This is a genomic window from uncultured Winogradskyella sp. (genome assembly GCF_947498345.1).
Classification (GTDB): domain Bacteria; phylum Bacteroidota; class Bacteroidia; order Flavobacteriales; family Flavobacteriaceae; genus Winogradskyella.
The window spans coordinates 267,430-286,738 of record NZ_CANMJY010000005.1; the positions used below are offsets into that span (position 1 = coordinate 267,430).

Annotated in this window: 16 protein-coding genes; 12 read left to right on the top strand and 4 right to left on the bottom strand. The window is 33.0% G+C overall.

The window, feature by feature from the left end; translation table 11 throughout:
• Window positions 1-56 precede the first annotated feature (56 nt).
• The 5 genes from Q0912_RS08830 (at window position 57) to Q0912_RS08850 (ending at window position 3,816) form a co-directional block, all read left to right on the top strand.
• Complete coding sequence (locus tag Q0912_RS08830) at window positions 57-497, top strand: hypothetical protein (protein ID WP_299114169.1); 441 nt, start codon at window positions 57-59, stop codon at window positions 495-497.
• 7 nt (window positions 498-504) lie between these two features.
• Window positions 505-804 (top strand): DUF1905 domain-containing protein, encoded by a 300-nt coding sequence (locus Q0912_RS08835; RefSeq protein ID WP_299114171.1) that lies wholly within the window; start codon window positions 505-507, stop codon window positions 802-804.
• Between the two features lie 95 nt (window positions 805-899).
• Window positions 900-1,649 carry a sulfotransferase domain-containing protein gene (locus tag Q0912_RS08840; RefSeq protein WP_299114173.1) on the top strand — a complete coding sequence of 250 codons (750 nt, stop codon included), beginning with the start codon at window positions 900-902 and terminating at the stop codon, window positions 1,647-1,649.
• Between the two features lie 187 nt (window positions 1,650-1,836).
• The gene (locus Q0912_RS08845; protein ID WP_299114175.1) at window positions 1,837-2,913 is read left to right on the top strand and encodes a DUF418 domain-containing protein; all 1,077 of its coding nucleotides are present in this window, start codon (window positions 1,837-1,839) and stop codon (window positions 2,911-2,913) included.
• 144 nt (window positions 2,914-3,057) lie between these two features.
• Window positions 3,058-3,816: a flavodoxin family protein gene (locus Q0912_RS08850; RefSeq protein ID WP_299114177.1), complete on the top strand. Its 759-nt coding sequence runs from the start codon at window positions 3,058-3,060 to the stop codon at window positions 3,814-3,816.
• Between the two features lie 3 nt (window positions 3,817-3,819).
• Here the strand turns inward: Q0912_RS08850 and Q0912_RS08855 are convergent, their stop codons facing one another.
• The 4 genes from Q0912_RS08855 to Q0912_RS08870 form a co-directional block, all read right to left on the bottom strand.
• A complete protein-coding gene (locus Q0912_RS08855) occupies window positions 3,820-4,107 on the bottom strand; it encodes a DUF2188 domain-containing protein (protein ID WP_299114179.1) in 288 nt (95 codons plus the stop codon).
• 98 nt (window positions 4,108-4,205) lie between these two features.
• Entirely contained in the window at window positions 4,206-4,943 is a 738-nt protein-coding gene (locus tag Q0912_RS08860; protein WP_299114181.1) for a hypothetical protein, read from the bottom strand.
• A gap of 257 nt (window positions 4,944-5,200) precedes the next feature.
• Window positions 5,201-5,698: a hypothetical protein gene (locus Q0912_RS08865; protein ID WP_299114183.1), complete on the bottom strand. Its 498-nt coding sequence runs from the start codon at window positions 5,696-5,698 to the stop codon at window positions 5,201-5,203.
• A gap of 45 nt (window positions 5,699-5,743) precedes the next feature.
• The gene (locus tag Q0912_RS08870) at window positions 5,744-6,799 is read right to left on the bottom strand and encodes a hypothetical protein (protein WP_299114185.1); all 1,056 of its coding nucleotides are present in this window, start codon (window positions 6,797-6,799) and stop codon (window positions 5,744-5,746) included.
• Window positions 6,800-7,193: 394 nt separating this feature from the next.
• Here Q0912_RS08870 and uvrA point away from each other — a divergent pair, with 394 nt between their 5' ends.
• The 7 genes from uvrA to Q0912_RS08905 all read left to right on the top strand — a co-directional run bounded on the left by uvrA (window position 7,194) and on the right by Q0912_RS08905 (window position 19,302).
• Window positions 7,194-10,022, top strand: coding sequence for an excinuclease ABC subunit UvrA (gene uvrA, locus Q0912_RS08875; RefSeq protein WP_299114187.1), 2,829 nt, complete (start codon window positions 7,194-7,196; stop codon window positions 10,020-10,022).
• Between the two features lie 84 nt (window positions 10,023-10,106).
• Entirely contained in the window at window positions 10,107-10,796 is a 690-nt protein-coding gene (locus Q0912_RS08880; RefSeq protein WP_299114188.1) for a TIGR00730 family Rossman fold protein, read from the top strand.
• A gap of 23 nt (window positions 10,797-10,819) precedes the next feature.
• The gene (locus Q0912_RS08885; RefSeq protein ID WP_299114190.1) at window positions 10,820-12,094 is read left to right on the top strand and encodes a T9SS type A sorting domain-containing protein; all 1,275 of its coding nucleotides are present in this window, start codon (window positions 10,820-10,822) and stop codon (window positions 12,092-12,094) included.
• Window positions 12,091-14,928, top strand: a complete 2,838-nt coding sequence (locus tag Q0912_RS08890) for a metalloprotease (protein WP_299114192.1) — start codon at window positions 12,091-12,093, stop codon at window positions 14,926-14,928. Before Q0912_RS08885 ends, Q0912_RS08890 begins: the two co-directional genes overlap by 4 nt.
• 153 nt (window positions 14,929-15,081) lie before the next feature.
• Entirely contained in the window at window positions 15,082-17,493 is a 2,412-nt protein-coding gene (locus Q0912_RS08895) for an alpha-ketoacid dehydrogenase subunit alpha/beta (RefSeq protein WP_299114194.1), read from the top strand.
• A gap of 33 nt (window positions 17,494-17,526) precedes the next feature.
• Window positions 17,527-18,705, top strand: a complete 1,179-nt coding sequence (locus tag Q0912_RS08900) for a helix-turn-helix domain-containing protein (RefSeq protein WP_299114196.1) — start codon at window positions 17,527-17,529, stop codon at window positions 18,703-18,705.
• A gap of 102 nt (window positions 18,706-18,807) precedes the next feature.
• The gene (locus Q0912_RS08905) at window positions 18,808-19,302 is read left to right on the top strand and encodes a DoxX family protein (protein ID WP_299114198.1); all 495 of its coding nucleotides are present in this window, start codon (window positions 18,808-18,810) and stop codon (window positions 19,300-19,302) included.
• Window positions 19,303-19,309: the final 7 nt, after the last annotated feature.

Here is a 19,309-nt window from a genome sequence, read left to right on the forward strand (position 1 = left end):
CTCAAACCGTTTTCATATAATTGAAGTATATTGTAGTCTATAAAACAACAATAAAAATGATACATAGATTACAATTTTCGATCAATATCAAGGCTGAAAAAAATGTGATATGGCGAGCATTATGGGGTGCAGATTATTATCGTGATTGGGTTAGTGTATTTTTTGATGGTTCTTATGCCGTAACAGATAATTGGAAAGAAAAAAGCAAAGTTTTATTTCTGGCTCCAGACAAAAGTGGAATATATAGTATTATTGAAACACATATTCCGAATAAAATTATGAGTTTTAAACACATCGGAAATGTGGTAAAAGGACAAGAACAACCCATTGACGATGATACAAGAAAATGGTCTGGTGCTACAGAAACATATACAATTACCAAAGAAAAAAACAGTAATAAACTTACTGTTGAAATAGATATCCTTGATGAGCATCTTGACTTTATGAAAAACACATTTCCTAAAGCATTAGAAAAGGTAAAAGCTAACTGCAATTAACATAGAAATGGAAGGCAAAATTGAATATAAATTTTCAACAAAAATATGGAAGCATAACTCCTCGGGAGGTTGGCATTTTGTTTCCTTGCCAAAAACTATATCAAAAGAAATAAGGAAAAATCTAAAATGGCAGGAAGAAGGTTGGGGAAGAATGAAAGCTCATGCCCAAATTGATGCTCATAAATGGGAAACTGCTATTTGGTTTGACTCTAAAAAAGGGACTTACCTACTCCCTATCAAAGCTGAAATTAGGAAAAAATCAAATCTAAAAACGAATAATAAAATTAAAATGAATATTTGGGTTTAGATGAAAAATAAACACACTAACCATGCTGATAATACTTTTATAACAAATCTATTTATTGTTATTTCCTAATTAGCGTAATGTTAAAACAAAATGCAATGATTAGAATACACGCTGCTTACCACAAATGCCTTACTATGTTTTTCTTTAGAACGGCCAATAATGCTCTAAACACTTTAGCGCTTTCAAGAAAAAAACAATACGAACATTTTGAGAGTATACAAGGGCTGTTTTATAATACAATGAACCAATACTATCTTTGCTCTATTAATAATTTTGCCCCTAATATTGACAAAATAAATGGGGATTTCCGTATAAGCAGGTTTGTTAGAGACCCTCGAGATCTTATTGTCTCTGGGTATTTTTATCATAAAAGAGGAGCAGAACCTTGGTTTCGATTTAAAGATCCTACTGAAGAATATTGGAGCGCAATCAATGGTCATGTACCTTCAGGCATGCCTTCAGGTAAATCTTTTGCTGAATATTTAAGCACATTAAATGAGTCGGATGGTTTAATGAAGGAGATAGAGTTTAGAAAATATCATTTGGAAAGTATGAGACAATGGCCAAAAGATACTCGTATCAAAACTTTTAGATATGAAGATATAATTTCTGATCAGGTCGGTGCTTTTTCTGAAATACTAGATCATCTCCAAATCAAAGGTTTTAAAAGAAAAAAACTTCTGCTTTTTGCCAATAGATATGCGTTACAAAACAGAAAAAATGATAAGCATATAAGAAACCCTCAAGCTAGTCAATGGAGAAAATATTTTACTCCAAAAATGAATACGGATTTTGTTCAGGAATATGGAGATATCTTAGAAAGATATGGATACCCAAAAGAATAAGACTCAAAACTTATTCATCAAGCGTACCCTATGATTTAGCTACTCAATTAAAACCTGTTATTAATAACGCATACTACTAATTAACAGGTTCTCACCTACTCGGAAATTTCCATATATTAAAAAGATGAAGCAACCATTAATAAAAATTTTACGTCTTTTTAAATAACATGAACATTCAATAAAAAGAATGAAAAAACGAATAATAGGAATCGATGTAGCTAGAGCGTTAGCTGTAATCGGAATGATCATAGTAAACTTTAAAATGGTTTTTGGCCAAAATGGATCTGGTTGGATAAAATCAATTACAAGTGTTTTTGACGGAAAGGCAGCTGCAACTTTTGTTGTACTTGCGGGATTAGGGTTAGCGCTAATGACAAATTTAGCTATTAAAGACAATGATCAAACCAAACTAAAAAAGATTAAAGCTAAAATCACCAAAAGAGCCCTGTTCTTGTTTATAATAGGCATATCATACACGGCAATTTGGCCTGCAGATATTCTACATTTCTATGGTCTTTATATGGTAATCACAATACTACTATTAACAAGCAGTGAAAAAATCATTTTAACATCTGCTATTTCTATCATTATTGCTTTTCCTATACTTATAATATTTTGGAATTATGAAACAGGTTGGAATTTTAACACATTAGAATATCTAGATTTTTGGACCATAAAAGGGTTTATGAGAAACCTCATTTTTAATGGTTTTCACCCAATAATTCCCTGGACTGCTTTTATGCTATTTGGTTATTGGTTTGGAAAGCAAAACCTGAACAATGATAAGTATATAAGGAAAACATTTTCGGTGAGTATTCTAGTCTTTATTTTCATTCAAACTCTATCTAATTTATCTATTTCATTCTTATCTGAAGGAAACCAAAATACCGCAAAAATACTGACTGAAATTCTTGGAACAAATCCAATGCCTCCATTACCAGTCTATATGTTCAGTGGAATTTCTATTGCCTTTACCACAATCTCTGTTTGTATTATAATGGCAAAACGTTTTGAAAAAAATATCATTATTAAGGCCTTAACCGAAACCGGGCAATTGGCTTTAACTTTTTATGTAGCGCATGTTATTATTGGCATGGGAATAATAGAAGTAATTAATTCTTCAAAAATAGGAAAGTTCTCTATTGAATTTTCAGTAGCCTATGCGTTAGGATTTAGCTTATTTTGTATTCTATTTGCCATAATTTGGAGAAACTATAAAAAACTTGGCCCGTTAGAATGGATTATACGAAAAGTTACAGATTAAGAAACCCATAGATAACTACTGTTTAACCCTCAAACAGCTATTCATTTAATTAAAGTATATTGTAAGCTGAAAAGCAGTTATATACAACCAGTTACTGCTCATACATAATCATATAATTTTAAATAATCCAAAGAAAAATATAAAATGAGCAAACAACTAAAAAGCATGATTGAAAAGCATTGCGAAAATCCACCAGCTAAATATGATGACCTAAAAGTATTGTTTCTTAATTGTACTTTAAATCGAACACCTGTACTATCACACACTGAAGGGCTTATAAAAAAAGCACAAATGATTTTTGAATCTGTAGGTGCTTCTACAAAAATAATTAGACCTGTTGATTATGATATTCCTGCAGGATTAGGTCTCGATATGTCTAAAACACCTGAATGGGACAAAGACGATTGGCCAATTATTCAAAAAGAAATAGATGAATGTGATATTTTAATTTTGTGTACATCTGTTTGGCTTGGAGAAAAATCCTCTGTGTGCAACCGTACACTAGAGAGAATGTATGGGTATACCCATAAGTTTAATAAAAAAGGCCAGTATAGAGATTACGACAAAGTTGGAGCTACTTTAATCACTGGAAATGAAGATGGTGTAAAACATTGTGCAATGAATATTTTATTTTCATTATCTCACATAGGGTATACAGTTCCACCTCAAGCAGATGCAGGATGGATGGGTGAAGCTGGTCCTGGTCCTTCTTACATGGATGAAGGTTCTGGTGGTCCTGAAAATGATTTTACAAATCGAAATACTACTTTCCTAGTATGGAATTGTTTGCACTTGGCAAGATTATTAAAGGATAATGGAGGAATACCTGCTTACGGAAATCAACCAGATGAATGGAAAGCTGGATGCCAAGCAGGATTTAATAGTCCTGAACACAAAAGATAAAAACTAATCTTTATAGCTTATACGATCTCTAATCCCTCCATTTTGACGATGGATAATTACATCTGCTTTATAACGCTTAGCCAAGGTTTTTGCCTTACGTATAGCAGTACTTTGCTTCCTATGTTTTGAGGTAATGCGTTTATTGCCCTCGCGTCGTATAGCCCAACCGTTTTCATAAGGTACAACATGTTGATGCCAAGTACGTTTTTTATCACTTCTATAGCCCAAAGCATTTAGAATGGCTTCTATAAGTTTTAGGATAGCATCTAAGAGAGTATTTTGCTTAGGCATTAAAATATTTATTTTTAGATTGTTACCTCCATATAATTCTCAATGACGATTATAATAACCTAAGATAAAAAAGCCCTTGGGTTGGCAAGGGCAATAAATTATTTATCTTTTAAAATAAAACCACCCTTAACTAGCCAGGAGAAACCAAAGGATTCTACAGCAAGAGTTTCCATCCAAAAGGTGAGATTATTATTTTCATAAATAGCTTTTGGAAAAATATCTATAAAATAAGAAAACATAATTAATAGCGCTATGAGCATCAATGAACCGCAAACAATATATACTAGATTACGTTTTTTCTTTTCTGGTGTTCTATTAGCTTTTAATTGATCGGATTTAGTAAACAAAAAGAAGCACATATAATTGAGTATGCTTAAAAATACCGCTGCACTGATATAATGAAATTTAACTCTAAAACCACTTTCTTTAATATAGGTCATACTCTGTGTATCACATACATTACAACAACTTGTTGCTATGCTATCTGTTGGAAAAAGTAAAACAAGAAGCGCTGCAAAACCTGCTAAAAATGATAAAAAGAAGTCTATAGGTTTATGACGTTTATAGATCATTAAAAAAATGGCCATAAGACTTACTACAATAATAAATACTGGATTAGACCTCGTAAAAAAATAATGACTAATAGATGGTAATTCTTCTAAACGACCTGTATTGAGGTACAAAAACAACCACAGTAAAATGGGTAAAAGCATCCCTAAAACACCTATCAACTTCATCAAGGTTTCTATACTGGTAAGCCATGGTCTATTTACATCCTGTATGTCTACATTAAGCATTTTACATGCTTTTGCTGAAAAATTTTGCTGCTTTTGCATAATAAAGTATTTAAACTAAGTTACTCATTTCCCTTTTAATTTTATAACCCTATCGTAACTGAAAAATTATTTTTTAGTTCCTCAAAATTCAGTACAATACAATATTACATATCAAAATTAATGCAAATAAATGCTTGATTTTTTCATAATATAGGTTGGTTTTAATTAATAGTTAAAATTAATTGCTAACACTACAGCTTACCATACCTAATACTGGGCATGTTTTTATTATTATAACTATAAAATATATAACGTTTTTAAGACCTATTGAAATACTGAGCGACAATTGGAATTAGCATTCCGAAAAATGTAGTTGCCATATTAGAGATACTTTCCATAGCATTTTCATTTAAAATAATCCAAAGTGCTATTGAACCGATACCAACAACAATATATGCTAATGCGTAGAAAAATCCCATTTTTTCTTTACTTTCATTAGGCTTATTGTCAGAGATTGAATATGATCCTAAATTTTGCAATTTATATGCAAAAGTTTTAACCGAAGATTCTTCGACTTCATTACCCGAATCTGGAGGCTTAACTCCAAATCCTGAAGCTACAATACCTCCTACTAAACCTGTTAAACCACTTGTAACATATGTTAAAGCAGAATTTAATTCTTCTCTGTAATTATCTGGTAATTTACCATCTACCAATATTTCAAAAGATAGATAAAATAAATACCCAGAACACGCTAAAAACCCTAGTAGAGCTAGAATTACAAGTAATTGAATAAGGATTTTTTGATTTTTCATAATATGTATTTTATATTTTAGATGAATCTTTATTGAGAAAAATAATTATACTATTATATTTTCAGTTAAGGTCAAAGACACAGGTCTATGATCACTCGTTCGGGTTTTCGAATTAGATCCTGCATTTGCACGTTCAAAAATTTCATGTTCTACCATACCAGCTTTAGCATTTACTTTTAAAGGGAAACTACCATTGCACAAGGGTTGACTCATTAATATATGATCTATAAGTAATGGATTTCTACTCGCTGGGATATTTAATATAGGATCCCTAAAGCGCGAAGTCCATCTTAAATCCGCTGAAAAATCAAATAGTGCATGATTAAAATAGCGTTCTGCCAGCATTACATCACCTTGTAAGTTTTGTATTAGATCAAAGAATAAGTATTGTGTTTCAAAAAAGTCGTGACCTGGTCCATCATTACAATCACCAAGTATAATAATACCAGGCGATTCTAATTGATTAAACTTTGCCTCTACATAATGTCTAATGTTTCTTGCTTCAGTAGCAAGTTTTACCCTTGCCTTTAATGCTGTTTCAAGATAACTACCCGTAAGATTTCCGTTGGCATCTTTTGTAATTCCTTTGAGGTTTATCTTAGATTTAAGGTGCACACCAATGCATTCAATTTCTTGACCATTATCTAAAGTATAAATCAATACTTGAGGGTGCCGATAATGCTTATGATCATCAGGTAATACTTTCCCCCAATAATTAACTTTCCACCGATCTGTATTAACAAATGCCTTCCATACATCTGCTTCTTGCAAACGACATTGAGATAAAACGTTGGGTTTTACCAAAAACCATAACCACTGTGTCCCGCCCATATGATTGCCATAATCGCGATCGCGATCACCTATTTGATTATTATCTCCTTTAAGTAAAACCGGTACCCATTGGTTATTAAGTACACGGTCACAAAATTTAATGATCTCGGCCTCCCCTTTAGGGCCTTCTACAATAAGAAGAATATCCGCATCAATAGATTCAATAGTTTCTTGCACACGTTTTTTGCGATCATCAATTATTTGAGATGGGTTTTCTTTAATTAAATCTTTGGCATGTTTTATATTCCAGGTGGAAATTTTTAATGGCATAATACGTTGATTTATGTTAATAATTAATAGCAGGCACTAAAACATACCATATCCGTTGAGGATATATTTTACGTTTCGTGCAGTCAACAACGAATTATGTAATTCAGTGCTGTTAAGGAAGCAGCACTTAATGAATTAAATATAAGTTATTTAAAATTCTTAGAATTAAGTTTTAAATTAGATAAAACGTTAATATTTTCTTTGTAATGAAGTTTTAAGATCATTACTAAATATATTTTTATCAAAATCGAAATCACTCAAAAAAATATCATAGCATTTAGTATGTATGGTTTCTTTTTTAAATTTATACTCCTGCTAATTGGTAATGACAAATGGTCTATACCTTCACATCAATTTAACATCTAAAATTGTACCTTTGCACTTTTGCCAATTTATGACAACATTAGACGATTCCATAGAGGTAAAAGGCGCACGTGTTCACAACCTCAAAAATATAGATGTAACCATTCCAAGAGAAAAGTTAGTAGTAATTACTGGGCTTTCCGGCAGTGGAAAATCATCGTTGGCTTTCGATACCATATATGCCGAAGGACAACGCCGTTATATTGAAACATTTTCGGCTTATGCACGTCAGTTTTTAGGAAATCTCGAACGTCCAGATGTAGATAAAATTGATGGACTTTCCCCTGTTATTGCCATTGAGCAAAAAACCACAAGCAAATCTCCGCGTTCTACTGTTGGTACTATTACAGAAATTTACGATTTCTTACGTTTATTATTTGCCAGAGCAGCAGATGCCTATAGCTATGAGACTGGCGAAAAAATGGTGAGCTATAGTGATGAACAAATCAAAGACTTAATTTTAGAATCTTATAAGGGTAAACGCATTAGTATATTATCTCCTGTAGTGCGTTCTCGTAAAGGACACTACCGAGAGCTCTTTGAGCAAATTGCTAAACAAGGTTTTGTTAAAGTGCGTACAGATGGTGAGATGGTTGACCTAGAGAAAGGTATGAAGCTCGATCGTTATAAAACGCATGATATAGAGATTGTTATTGATCGACTAAAAATTTATGACTCTAAAGATAACGAAAAACGTCTCATGGAGTCCATTAATACAGCTATGTATCATGGTGATGATGTCCTTATGGTCATTGATCAAGACACAAACGAACCGCGTTACTTTAGTCGCAACCTAATGTGTCCGTCTTCTGGTATTTCATATCCAAACCCTGAGCCTAATAACTTTTCGTTTAACTCACCCAAAGGTGCTTGCCAAAATTGTAACGGTATCGGTGAGCTGTACATAGTAAATGAAAAGAAATTGGTCCCAGACGAAAGTTTGTCTATTAAAAATGGAGCTTTGGCTCCTCATGGTCCAGAAAAGAAAAGTTGGATTTTTAACCAGTTTCATACTATAGCGCAGCGTTTTGAGTTTTCATTAAATGATGCATGGAAAAATATTCCTGAAGAAGCAAAACACGTTATTCTTTATGGTGGCAAAGACAGCTTTGAAGTAGAAAGCAAGTTATTAGGAGTAAAACGAAATTATAATATCGATTTTGAAGGAGTAGCTAACTTTATTGAGAGCCAATACAAATCTAACTCTACCTCATTAGTACGTTGGGCAAAAGCTTATATGGATAAAGTAGAATGTCCTGTTTGTGAAGGATCTCGATTACGAAAAGAATCTTTATACTTTAAAGTAGATGATAAAAACATCTCACAACTGGTAAAAATGGATATTGTTGAACTAGGTGAATGGCTAAACGAATTAACAGGTAGACTTTCAAAAAAGCAACAGAAAATTTCAGCAGAAATTATAAAGGAAATTAAAGCACGTACACAATTTTTATTAGATGTAGGCTTAACATACCTATCCTTAAATCGGAGTTCAAAATCACTTTCTGGTGGAGAAGCACAACGTATACGATTGGCAACACAAATTGGCTCACAACTGGTTGGTGTACTATATATTTTAGACGAACCTAGTATTGGTTTACATCAACGTGATAACGAAAAACTCATAAACTCATTGGCTTCACTTAGAGATGTTGGCAATTCAGTCATTGTAGTAGAGCACGACAAGGATATGATAGAACGTGCAGACCATGTTATAGATATTGGACCTTATGCAGGTAAACATGGTGGGGAAATCATCAGTGAAGGAACACCTAAGGAGCTATTATCGCATCACACACTTACAGCCAAATACCTTAATGGAGAAAAAGAAATTGAAATTCCTAAAAAACGTAGAAAAGGTAATAACAAAAAAATTGTACTTAAAGGCTGTACAGGTAACAATTTAAAAAATGTAGATGTAGAATTCCCCTTAGGAAAAATGATTGGCGTTACTGGTGTTTCTGGTAGTGGAAAGTCAACTTTAGTTAATGAGACCCTCTATCCTATTATGAACGCACATTATTTTAATGGTGTAAAAAAACCCATGCCTTATAAGAGCATTAAAGGCTTAGAGCATATCGATAAAGTTATTGATATCAACCAATCACCTATCGGAAGAACTCCAAGAAGTAATCCAGCTACATATACCAAAACATTCGATGAAATACGAAAACTATTTGCTCAGATTCCTGAAGCAATGATTCGTGGATACAAACCAGGACGCTTTAGTTTTAATGTCGCTGGTGGTCGTTGCGAAACCTGTCAAGGTGGTGGTTTACGTGTTATTGAAATGAATTTTTTACCAGATGTTTATGTAGAATGTGAAACTTGCCAGGGTAAGCGTTTTAATAGAGAAACCTTAGAAATTAGATATAAAGGAAAATCGATTAGTGATGTCTTAAACATGACTATCGAAGAAGCAGTAAGCTTCTTCGAGCATATCCCAAAAATTCACAGAAAACTAAAAACCATTAAAGATGTTGGTTTAGGCTACATTACACTTGGACAACAAAGCACAACATTATCTGGTGGTGAGGCACAACGTATAAAACTTGCATCAGAATTAAGCAAGCGAGATACGGGTAATACCTTCTATATTTTAGACGAACCTACAACTGGTTTGCATTTTGAAGATATTAGGGTTTTAATGAAAGTCCTTAATAAATTAGTAGACAAAGGCAATACAGTTTTAATTATCGAACACAATCTCGATGTCATTAAAACCGTTGACTATATTATAGATATTGGCTATGAAGGAGGAAAAGGCGGAGGACAAATAGTTGCTAAAGGTATACCAGAACAGGTTATAAAAGACAAAAAAAGCCATACAGCTAAGTTTTTGAGTAAGGAGTTGAATTAATACTATATTGTACTCTACTTGCTAATGTGCTACGAAATGGATTATATTAGCGAGTTTGCAAATTAGATAAGAAAATATTGATATATGAGAAAAGAGAGTAACCATAAAGGCTGGAACGAAATAAAAACTAACGATTCTTGGGCGATTTTTAAAATCATGGGAGAATTTGTTAATGGCTATGAAAAATTAAGTAAAATTGGTCCTTGTGTTTCTATATTTGGATCAGCGCGTACCAAGCCTGCGGATAAATATTATAAACTTGCAGAAGAAGTAGCTCAGAAAATTGTAGAACATGGTTACGGTGTTATTACGGGTGGTGGCCCAGGTATTATGGAGGCAGGTAATAAAGGAGCACACATAGCAGGCGGAACTTCAGTAGGCTTAAATATAGAATTACCCTTTGAGCAACACGACAATCCATACATAGACAATGATAAGAGCTTAGATTTTGATTATTTCTTTGTGCGTAAGGTTATGTTTGTAAAATACTCACAAGGCTTTGTAGTAATGCCAGGAGGTTTTGGTACCCTTGATGAATTATTTGAAGCCATGACATTAATACAAACCCATAAAATTGAAACCTTCCCAATTATTTTAGTTGGTAAACAATTTTGGGGTGGCTTGATGGATTGGGTAAAAACAACATTATTAGAGGCCAATAATAATATTAGCCCTAAGGATTTAGATTTAATTCATTTAGTAGACACTGCTGATGAAGTCATAGATATATTAAACGATTTCTATAAAGAATATGGGTTGAGTCCTAATTTTTAAAAACTGCTTCTATATTCAATGCTATGAAAAAGAAAGCACTTGGTTTTTTTATAATTGGATGGTTTATAAATATAAACGTTTCCGCACAAGAGACTTTTAAGGTGATGTTTTACAATCTCCTTAATTACCCTCTAGAGAATGCTGTGCCCAATCGTCAGGCTGATTTAGGATTTATTCTTTTTAACTATCAACCCGACTTGTTTTTGGTCTGCGAACTCAATAATATTAATGGTGCAAATAATGTTCTTGATATTACCCGATTGGCTTTAAATTCTAATTTTGAAATGGCAACTTATGCCTCAAATACCTCTGATGATACTACAGGTAATCAAAATGACTTGCAGAACTTACTGTATTATGACAGTACAAAGTTTATTTTAGAAGAAGAAATTATTGTCCCTACAGATTTAAGAGATTTTAATATCTATAAACTTCTATTAAATACTATAGACCAAGATATCAATCCAATAGAGCTTTATATTGTAGTTTGCCACCTTAAAGCATCAAGTGGAGAGGTCAATGCGCAACGGCGCTTTAATATGATTTTAGAACTAGAAAATTACCTCGATACATTACCGCAAAACACCAACGTAATGCTAGGTGGAGATCTCAACGTCTACAGATCATCTGAATTAGCATTTCAAGAACTGATAAATAATACTAATAACATTACTTTTGTTGATCCGGCTAATAGAATTGGTAATTGGAATAACAACTCAAGCTTTGTAGATGTGTTTACCCAATCTACAAGAACTCAAAATGGCCTGGGAGGTTCAACTGGTGGTTTTGACGACCGTTTTGATTTTATTTTAACCTCAGAAAACATGTTAAGTACAGCTAACATTACTTATGTACCAAACTCGTATCAAGTGTATGGTAATAATGGTTTAGCTTCTTGTTATAATCGGGCTATAAATTCTTCGGATTGCGCTATAGCTGGCTCTGAGTTTTCGTTTCAAATAAGAGATGCTCTACATAATTTTAGTGACCACCTTCCTGTAACGCTCTCTCTAGAAACTGATGCTACCTTATTAAGTATAAATGAATTCGAAAGTGTTAAGTGTTACACTTTAGAAAAAACTTTAAATAATTCAAAATTAATTGTTTATATTAATTCATATAAACTAAAAAATGAATATATAAGCATTTATAATACTTTAGGAAAACAAATAAAAACACTACAAACTAACTCAGACCAAAAGCAACAATTTGATGTTTCTGGATTAGAAAATGGTGTCTACTTTTTAAGCTTTGAAAACAGCGATTTAAAACCCACAAAATTTGTAATTCAACATTGAAAAAATTCGCAATTATACTATTAGTTTGTTTAAGTAATTGGTCAATTATTATTGGACAAAACAAAATTGATATTGATGCTGTAGTAGATGTGGAAACCAAAACAATTTCTATATCACAAACTATTATATATAAAAACGAATCAAACACTACTTTAAACGAAATTTATCTTAACGACTGGAACAATAGTTACTCTAGCAAATCTACTCCACTAGCCAAACGCTTCGAAGAAGAATTTAGCACCAAGTTTCATTTAGCAAAAAGCGAGCAACGTGGATTTACATTAGCAACTTCTATAACCGATAATGGAGATAGATTAGAATTTAGTTATTTAAAAGCACATCCAGACGTTATTAAAGTAACTTTAAATAACCCCTTAAAACCAGGTGAATCCTACTACCTTAGCTTAGATTACATCTTGGTTCTACCAGATACCACTTTTACAGATTATGGCTACACCAAAAACAAGGATTTTGAGCTCAAATACTGGTATATCACTCCAACAGTCTACGATGGAAAATGGCATTATTACAGCAATAAGAATTTAGATGACTTGTATGTTCCAAAATCTGACATTACCATTCGTTTAACTCACCCAATAAATTATCAGGCTATGTCAGAACTAGACCTGGCTGGTGTAGAGACGGATCCTGTTTCTAATATTCAATCCACTATTTTCAAAGGTAATAATAGAACTGATACCTATTTATCATTACAAAGATTTCCTAATTTTAGTTTTATACAAACTGATGATTTAATATTAATTTCTAATATCAACGAAAGAGGACTTCCTGGTGCAGATAGAGCTATTTTATCAGACAAAATAGCACGGTTTTTAACTGAAAACTTAGGGGAGTACCCTCATAAACGCTTATTAGTATCAAGAATAGACTATAACAAAAACCCTTTATATGGTTTAAATCAATTACCCGATTTTTTAAGACCTTTTCCAGATCAGTTTCAATATGAATTAAAACTGCTTAAAACAGCCTTAAAAAAGTATTTAGATAACGTCCTGTTGCTTAATCCCAGAAAAGAACATTGGTTAAATGAAGGGCTTCAGATTTACTATTTAATGAAATACGTCGAGGAATATTATCCAGATACAAAACTGTTAGGTAAGTTAGCAGATATATGGGGAATCAGAACATTTCATGCTGCCGATCTAGATTTTAATTTTCAATATTTTCTGTACTCTATGGAAATTGCACGAAAAAATAGAGATCAACCTTTGTCAACTTCTAAAGACTCATTAATTAAATTCAACGCTAATATTGCCGGAAAATATAAAGCAGGATTAGGTCTTAATTATTTAGATGATTTTACCGAAGATATCGATTTATCAAAAACTATTAAATCCTTTATAGAAGCTCATAAGCTTAAACCTGTAAAGATTACAGACTTTGAAACTTTCCTTAAATCTAAAACCTCGAAAAATATTAATTGGTTTTTTGATGACTATATAAATAGTAGGAAGAAAATTGATTTTAAGATTAAGACTATAGAAACAACAGAAGATTCTCTAAAAATTACCATAAAGAATAAGCGCAACAATAGCATGCCAGTTTCTTTATTTAGACTCTCAAATGATTCCGTTACTGATAAACTATGGATAGAGAATATAAAAGACTATAAAACCATAAGTTTACCAAAAGACGATACTGATAAATTAGTATTAGACTATAATAACACGATACCAGAGTTTAACCAACGTGATAATTACAAAGCTGTTAATGGCTCTTTCTTAAATAACAAACCATTACAGTTTAGATTATTTAAAGATATTGAGGATCCAGATTATAATCAAATTTTCTTTATGCCCTTAGCGGAGTTCAATAATATATATGATGGGCTTACGCTAGGTGCAAAAATTTACAATAAAACGATATTAAGAAAGCGATTGAACTATAGGTTTTCCCCTCAGTATGCTACCAAATCTAAAGCACTTACAGGTGCTACATCTATTTTCTACACACATAATATTGAAAATAAAAACTTGTTTGATATTACATATGGCATTGCTGCAGGATACGAATCTTTTGCTGAGGATGCTTTCTTTACCAGAATAAGACCATCTTTATCATTTACCTTTAGAAATGACGATGATTTTAGAGCAGACCGATTAGATAATATCACTGCAAGGTATGTAAGTATAAACAGAGATATTGGTGAAGATGCCATTATAGAAGTAGATGAACCAGATTATGGTGTTTTTAATTTAAGGTACACACATTCTAACCCTGGTATTATAAATTTTTCCAGATTTATTACTGACTTTCAAATTGCTGACCAATTTAGCAAGCTATCGATAAATTACGAGTTCAGAAAACTAACAAAAAGCAACAGGAACATTAATCTTAGACTCTTTGCTGGTTTATTTCTAAACAATAATACTGATCCAAATTCAGACTTTTTTAGTTTTGCTTTAGACAGACCTACAGATTATTTATTCGACCTCAACTATTTGGGGCGCTCAGAAGCCGCTGGATTATTTAGTCAACAAATTATTATAGCTGAAGGAGGATTTAAATCCATGCTAGATACAGCTTTTGCAAACCAGTGGATGACTACCGCTAATTTTAGCACCTCAATCTGGAGGTATGTTCAAGCTTATGGAGATGTAGGTTTGGTAAAAAATAAATTTGACTCAGCGAAGTTTGTTTACGATTCTGGCATAAGACTTAACCTCGTCGAGGATTATTTCGAATTGTTTTTCCCTGTATATTCAAATTTAGGATGGGAAATTGCACAACCCAATTATGGAGAACGTATTCGCTTTATTATTACTGTAGATCCACAAATACTCCTTAGTCTGTTTACACGTAAATGGTATTAGAAGATTCTTATTAAAAAGTTAAAAATTTAGTTTTAATTAAATTTTTAATTGATTTTAAACTCATTTACTGCGAATAATTCAAAACTATAACACTTTCTACAGTTGCACATTATACTAGGATTTAGTAATTTCGCAAGACACAATTCTTTCAATATGAAGCCAAATTCTAACTCTAAGACCGAAATTACATTCGAAGATTTTAAAGCCGAAGTCCTTAAAGACTACAAATTAGCTGTAACAAGTCGTGAGTGTAGTTTATTAGGGCGACGAGAAGTATTGACTGGTAAAGCAAAATTCGGGATTTTTGGTGACGGAAAAGAAGTGCCACAAATTGCCTGGGCAAAAGCTTTTGAAAATGGTGATTTTAGATCGGGTTATTATAGAGATCAAACCTTTATGATGGCTATTGGAGAACTAACTATTGAGCAGTTCTTTGCAGGCTTATATGCCAATACCGATTTAAAGGAAGAACCAATGTCTGCGGGTCGTCAAATGGGAGGACATTTTGCTACGCATAGCTTAGATGAAAATGGCAATTGGAAAAACCTAACCGAGCAAAAAAATTCTAGCGCTGATATCTCGCCTACTGCAGGGCAAATGCCACGATTACTAGGTTTAGCACAAGCTTCAAAAATCTATAGAAATGTTGATGGTATCGACGCCACAAAATTTTCTAATAAGGGAAATGAAATTGCCTGGGGAACAATTGGTAATGCCAGCACAAGTGAGGGTTTATTTTTTGAAACCATAAACGCTGCTGGTGTTTTGCAAGTACCAATGGTTATTAGTATTTGGGATGATGAATATGGTATTTCTGTACATGCCAGACACCAAACCACAAAAGAGAATATCTCAGAAATCCTTAAAGGTTTTCAACGCGAAGAAGACACAAACGGTTACGAAATTTTTAGAGTAAACGGATGGAATTATCCAGAGCTTATTGACACCTACCAGAGGGCGTCACAAATATCTCGTAAAGAACATGTCCCTGTGATGATTCATGTACAAGAGTTAACACAACCACAAGGCCACTCTACATCAGGTTCTCATGAACGTTATAAAAATGAAGAGCGCTTAGCCTGGGAAGCAGAATACGATTGTAATGTCCAAATGCGCCAATGGATGATTACAAACAATATTGCAACAGACGAAGAACTTCTGGCTTTAGAAAAGGATATTAAAAAAGCGGTAAGAGATGGTAAAAAAGCAGCATGGTCTGCATTTATTAACCCTATTAAATCTGAAAAACAAAATATAGTTATCATACTAGAAAAGGTAGCTAAGTCTAGCTCTAATGGTGTTTTCATTACCAAACTAAAGAATGATCTGGATGCTATAAACGAACCGTTACGAAAAGATTTATTATCTGCTGCACGTAAAGCTCTGCGATATGTAGTTTCTGAAGAAAACTCAGAAAAAATTGAATTGCAAAACTGGATTAACACCTACATTGATACCATTCAACCTAAATATAGTTCGCACTTATACAGCGAGTCAAAGTATAAAGCACAGTATCAAACTGAGGTCTTACCAAATTATAATGATAATGCTGAAGAAGTTGATGGTCGTGTCATATTAAGAGATAACTTTGAAGCCATTTTCCAAACCTATCCCGAAGCACTTATCTTTGGTGAAGATGCTGGCCATATTGGTGATGTTAATCAAGGATTAGAAGGTTTACAAGAAAAATTTGGTGAGCTTAGAGTTTCTGATACAGGTATCAGAGAAGCTACAATTCTTGGGCAAGGTATTGGTATGGCTATGCGTGGTCTAAGACCTATAGCAGAGATTCAGTACTTAGATTACATCCTTTATGCGCTTCAGATTATGAGTGATGATCTGGCTACGGTACAATATAGAACTAAAGGCCGTCAAAAAGCGCCATTAATCGTAAGGACACGAGGCCATAGACTCGAAGGTATTTGGCATTCTGGTTCACAAATGGGAGGTATTTTAAATTTAATTAGAGGTATTCATGTTTTAGTACCTAGAAACATGACTAAAGCTGCAGGATTTTACAATACATTATTAGAAAGTGACGAACCTGCATTAATCGTTGAATGCCTAAACGGTTATCGTCTCAAAGAAAAGATGCCAAGTAATATTGGTACATTTAGAACTCCGATTGGTGTTGTTGAGACGATAAAAGAAGGTGACGACATTACTTTAGTATCCTATGGATCTACATTAAGATTAGTTGAACAAGCCGCCAAGGAGTTGCTAGAGGTTGGTATTAATGCTGAAATTATAGACGTACAGTCTTTATTACCGTTTGACTTAAATCATGATATTGTTAAAAGTATCTCTAAGACAAATCGTGTTATGGTAATTGATGAAGATGTAAAAGGAGGAGCGTCTGCCTACATCTTAGACCAAATACTAAATGAGCAAAATGCATTTCAGTATTTAGACAGTCAACCAAAAACATTAGCAGCCAAACCACATAGACCAGCATATGGATCAGATGGAGATTACTTCTCAAAACCTTCAATAGAAGATATTTTTGAAGCTGTTTACGATATTATGCACGAAATGAGCCCTATTGATTTTCCTAAATTGCGATAAATCCTATACATTTAGGTTTTAAACCTAAATTACATGTTCCCAGATTTTAATAAATGGAGTTTACCATTATTAATTCTAGTACTACAAGTACTCATCTTTGTGATATTACTTCTTTTACGCTATTATAAAAAGCGTAATATTTCAGATCTATTTTTAGGGCTTATTTTACTACTTACATGCTATGCGCAAATCTGCTATACAGTTGGGTTTATGGGATGGTATAACGAATTTAGAACAACTAAGATTAATTACTTCCTAATTAATATTGCTTATGCTTTAGCCCCATTAATTTATCTGTATGTAAAATCAATCACTCAAAGCAATTTTAAGTTTAAAAATAAGTATTGGTGGTTTTTTTCACCAGCCATTCTGTTTGTTATATATCGATTTAGTATTTATACCTATGATGCGCTTCAACCTAGTTTCCACGAAACTCAAAACGGAATATTAAAAATCAAATTGGATGAAGCTTATGTTCAGAGTATTTCCGCTTTTATAGAAACACCTTTTATGCTATTATTTTTAGCATTCACATTTCAGCTATTTTATAATTATAGAAAAAAGATTCAGCAGTATTTCTCTAATACCTACAAGTTGGAATTGAATTGGATATTAACCTTCCTAATACTATTTAGCGTATTGTTTTTATACGGAACAATTCAAGATATCATTGGTAGCTTCTACACAGATTTAAACTATGAACAACGCTGGTGGTTAAACCTTCTTTCTGCACTCGTAACACTTTTTGTAGGTATTAAAGGTTATTACACAGACACTACTAAACTTAACCGGTTAGATTTTACCTTTTCGCCTAAAACTATTGGCATACCCGAAGATGCCAGTGATTTTGAAGAAGACCAAAAATCAATTTCTGAAAGCGATATTTCAACAGTTAAAAATTTAATGGAAGTTGATAAGGTCTACCTTAATCCCGAGTTGAATTTATCTGATTTAGCTAAAATGGCAAATATGTCTCGCGGGCAACTTTCTGAAATTGTAAATACAGCCTTTAAAAAGAACTTCAATGATTTCGTAAACGGTTATAGGGTTGAAGCGTTTAAAAACATGCTTAAAGAAGACAAGCATAAACAACTTTCTCTATTAGGAATTGCACAAGAGTGTGGCTTTAACAGCAAAGCGACTTTTAACCGTGTGTTTAAAAAATTAACTAACCTCTCCCCTACCGAATATTTAAAAACTCAACTTAATTAAGACGTCTCAAATCGTATTTAAGACGCTCTAGTACGTTATAAGTCGTCAGCGGAATACTCTTATCCGAAATTTGTGTCATCAAACAATTAAAACCAATTTGTAATGACACGATTAAAAACAATTTTAAAAGTTTTAGTAACACCAGTAATACAAAAAAGCTGGCTTACTGATGCCATATTTGCTATTCCAAGAGTACTTTGTGGCTTTTGGTTAACTACTATGTTCGGCGCTGATAAATTCGGAATGCCATGGACAGCAGATAGTCAAAATCTAAACCTATTCGAAGTTTCTGCTTGGTTCCCAGAGGACGTAGCATCTTATGGTGGTATTTTTGCAGCCGCACCAATATTCTTTGCTTGGATGGGTGCTTTTAGCGAAGCTGTAGGTGGCTTATTCTTAATGCTAGGTCTTAAAACCAGAGTTGTTTCATTTCTAATTATGTGCACAATGCTAACTGCCATTTTTATGCAAAAATGGAATCAAGGGCTTTGGGGAATGTTACCAGCAATGGGTTTCTTATGGGTAGCAATTTATAATCTATTCTTAGGTTCGGGGCGTTTTGGACTTGACTATTTAATCAGTAAAAAATTAAACTAATATATAT

What these genes read in the sequence shown, in the direction of transcription:
- Q0912_RS08830 (WP_299114169.1), top strand. Translation starts at nt 57, where the DNA reads ATGATACATAGATTACAATTTTCGATCAATATCAAGGCTGAAAAAAAT.
- Q0912_RS08835 (WP_299114171.1), top strand. Translation starts at nt 505, where the DNA reads ATGGAAGGCAAAATTGAATATAAATTTTCAACAAAAATATGGAAGCAT.
- Q0912_RS08860 (WP_299114181.1), bottom strand. Translation starts at nt 4,943, where the DNA reads ATGCAAAAGCAGCAAAATTTTTCAGCAAAAGCATGTAAAATGCTTAAT.
- Q0912_RS08865 (WP_299114183.1), bottom strand. Translation starts at nt 5,698, where the DNA reads ATGAAAAATCAAAAAATCCTTATTCAATTACTTGTAATTCTAGCTCTA.
- Q0912_RS08880 (WP_299114188.1), top strand. Translation starts at nt 10,107, where the DNA reads ATGAGAAAAGAGAGTAACCATAAAGGCTGGAACGAAATAAAAACTAAC.
- Q0912_RS08905 (WP_299114198.1), top strand. Translation starts at nt 18,808, where the DNA reads ATGACACGATTAAAAACAATTTTAAAAGTTTTAGTAACACCAGTAATA.
- Q0912_RS08850 (WP_299114177.1), top strand. Translation starts at nt 3,058, where the DNA reads ATGAGCAAACAACTAAAAAGCATGATTGAAAAGCATTGCGAAAATCCA.
- Q0912_RS08840 (WP_299114173.1), top strand. Translation starts at nt 900, where the DNA reads ATGATTAGAATACACGCTGCTTACCACAAATGCCTTACTATGTTTTTC.
- Q0912_RS08855 (WP_299114179.1), bottom strand. Translation starts at nt 4,107, where the DNA reads ATGCCTAAGCAAAATACTCTCTTAGATGCTATCCTAAAACTTATAGAA.
- Q0912_RS08845 (WP_299114175.1), top strand. Translation starts at nt 1,837, where the DNA reads ATGAAAAAACGAATAATAGGAATCGATGTAGCTAGAGCGTTAGCTGTA.
- Q0912_RS08885 (WP_299114190.1), top strand. Translation starts at nt 10,820, where the DNA reads ATGAAAAAGAAAGCACTTGGTTTTTTTATAATTGGATGGTTTATAAAT.
- Q0912_RS08895 (WP_299114194.1), top strand. Translation starts at nt 15,082, where the DNA reads ATGAAGCCAAATTCTAACTCTAAGACCGAAATTACATTCGAAGATTTT.
- Q0912_RS08870 (WP_299114185.1), bottom strand. Translation starts at nt 6,799, where the DNA reads ATGCCATTAAAAATTTCCACCTGGAATATAAAACATGCCAAAGATTTA.
- uvrA (WP_299114187.1), top strand. Translation starts at nt 7,194, where the DNA reads ATGACAACATTAGACGATTCCATAGAGGTAAAAGGCGCACGTGTTCAC.
- Q0912_RS08900 (WP_299114196.1), top strand. Translation starts at nt 17,527, where the DNA reads ATGTTCCCAGATTTTAATAAATGGAGTTTACCATTATTAATTCTAGTA.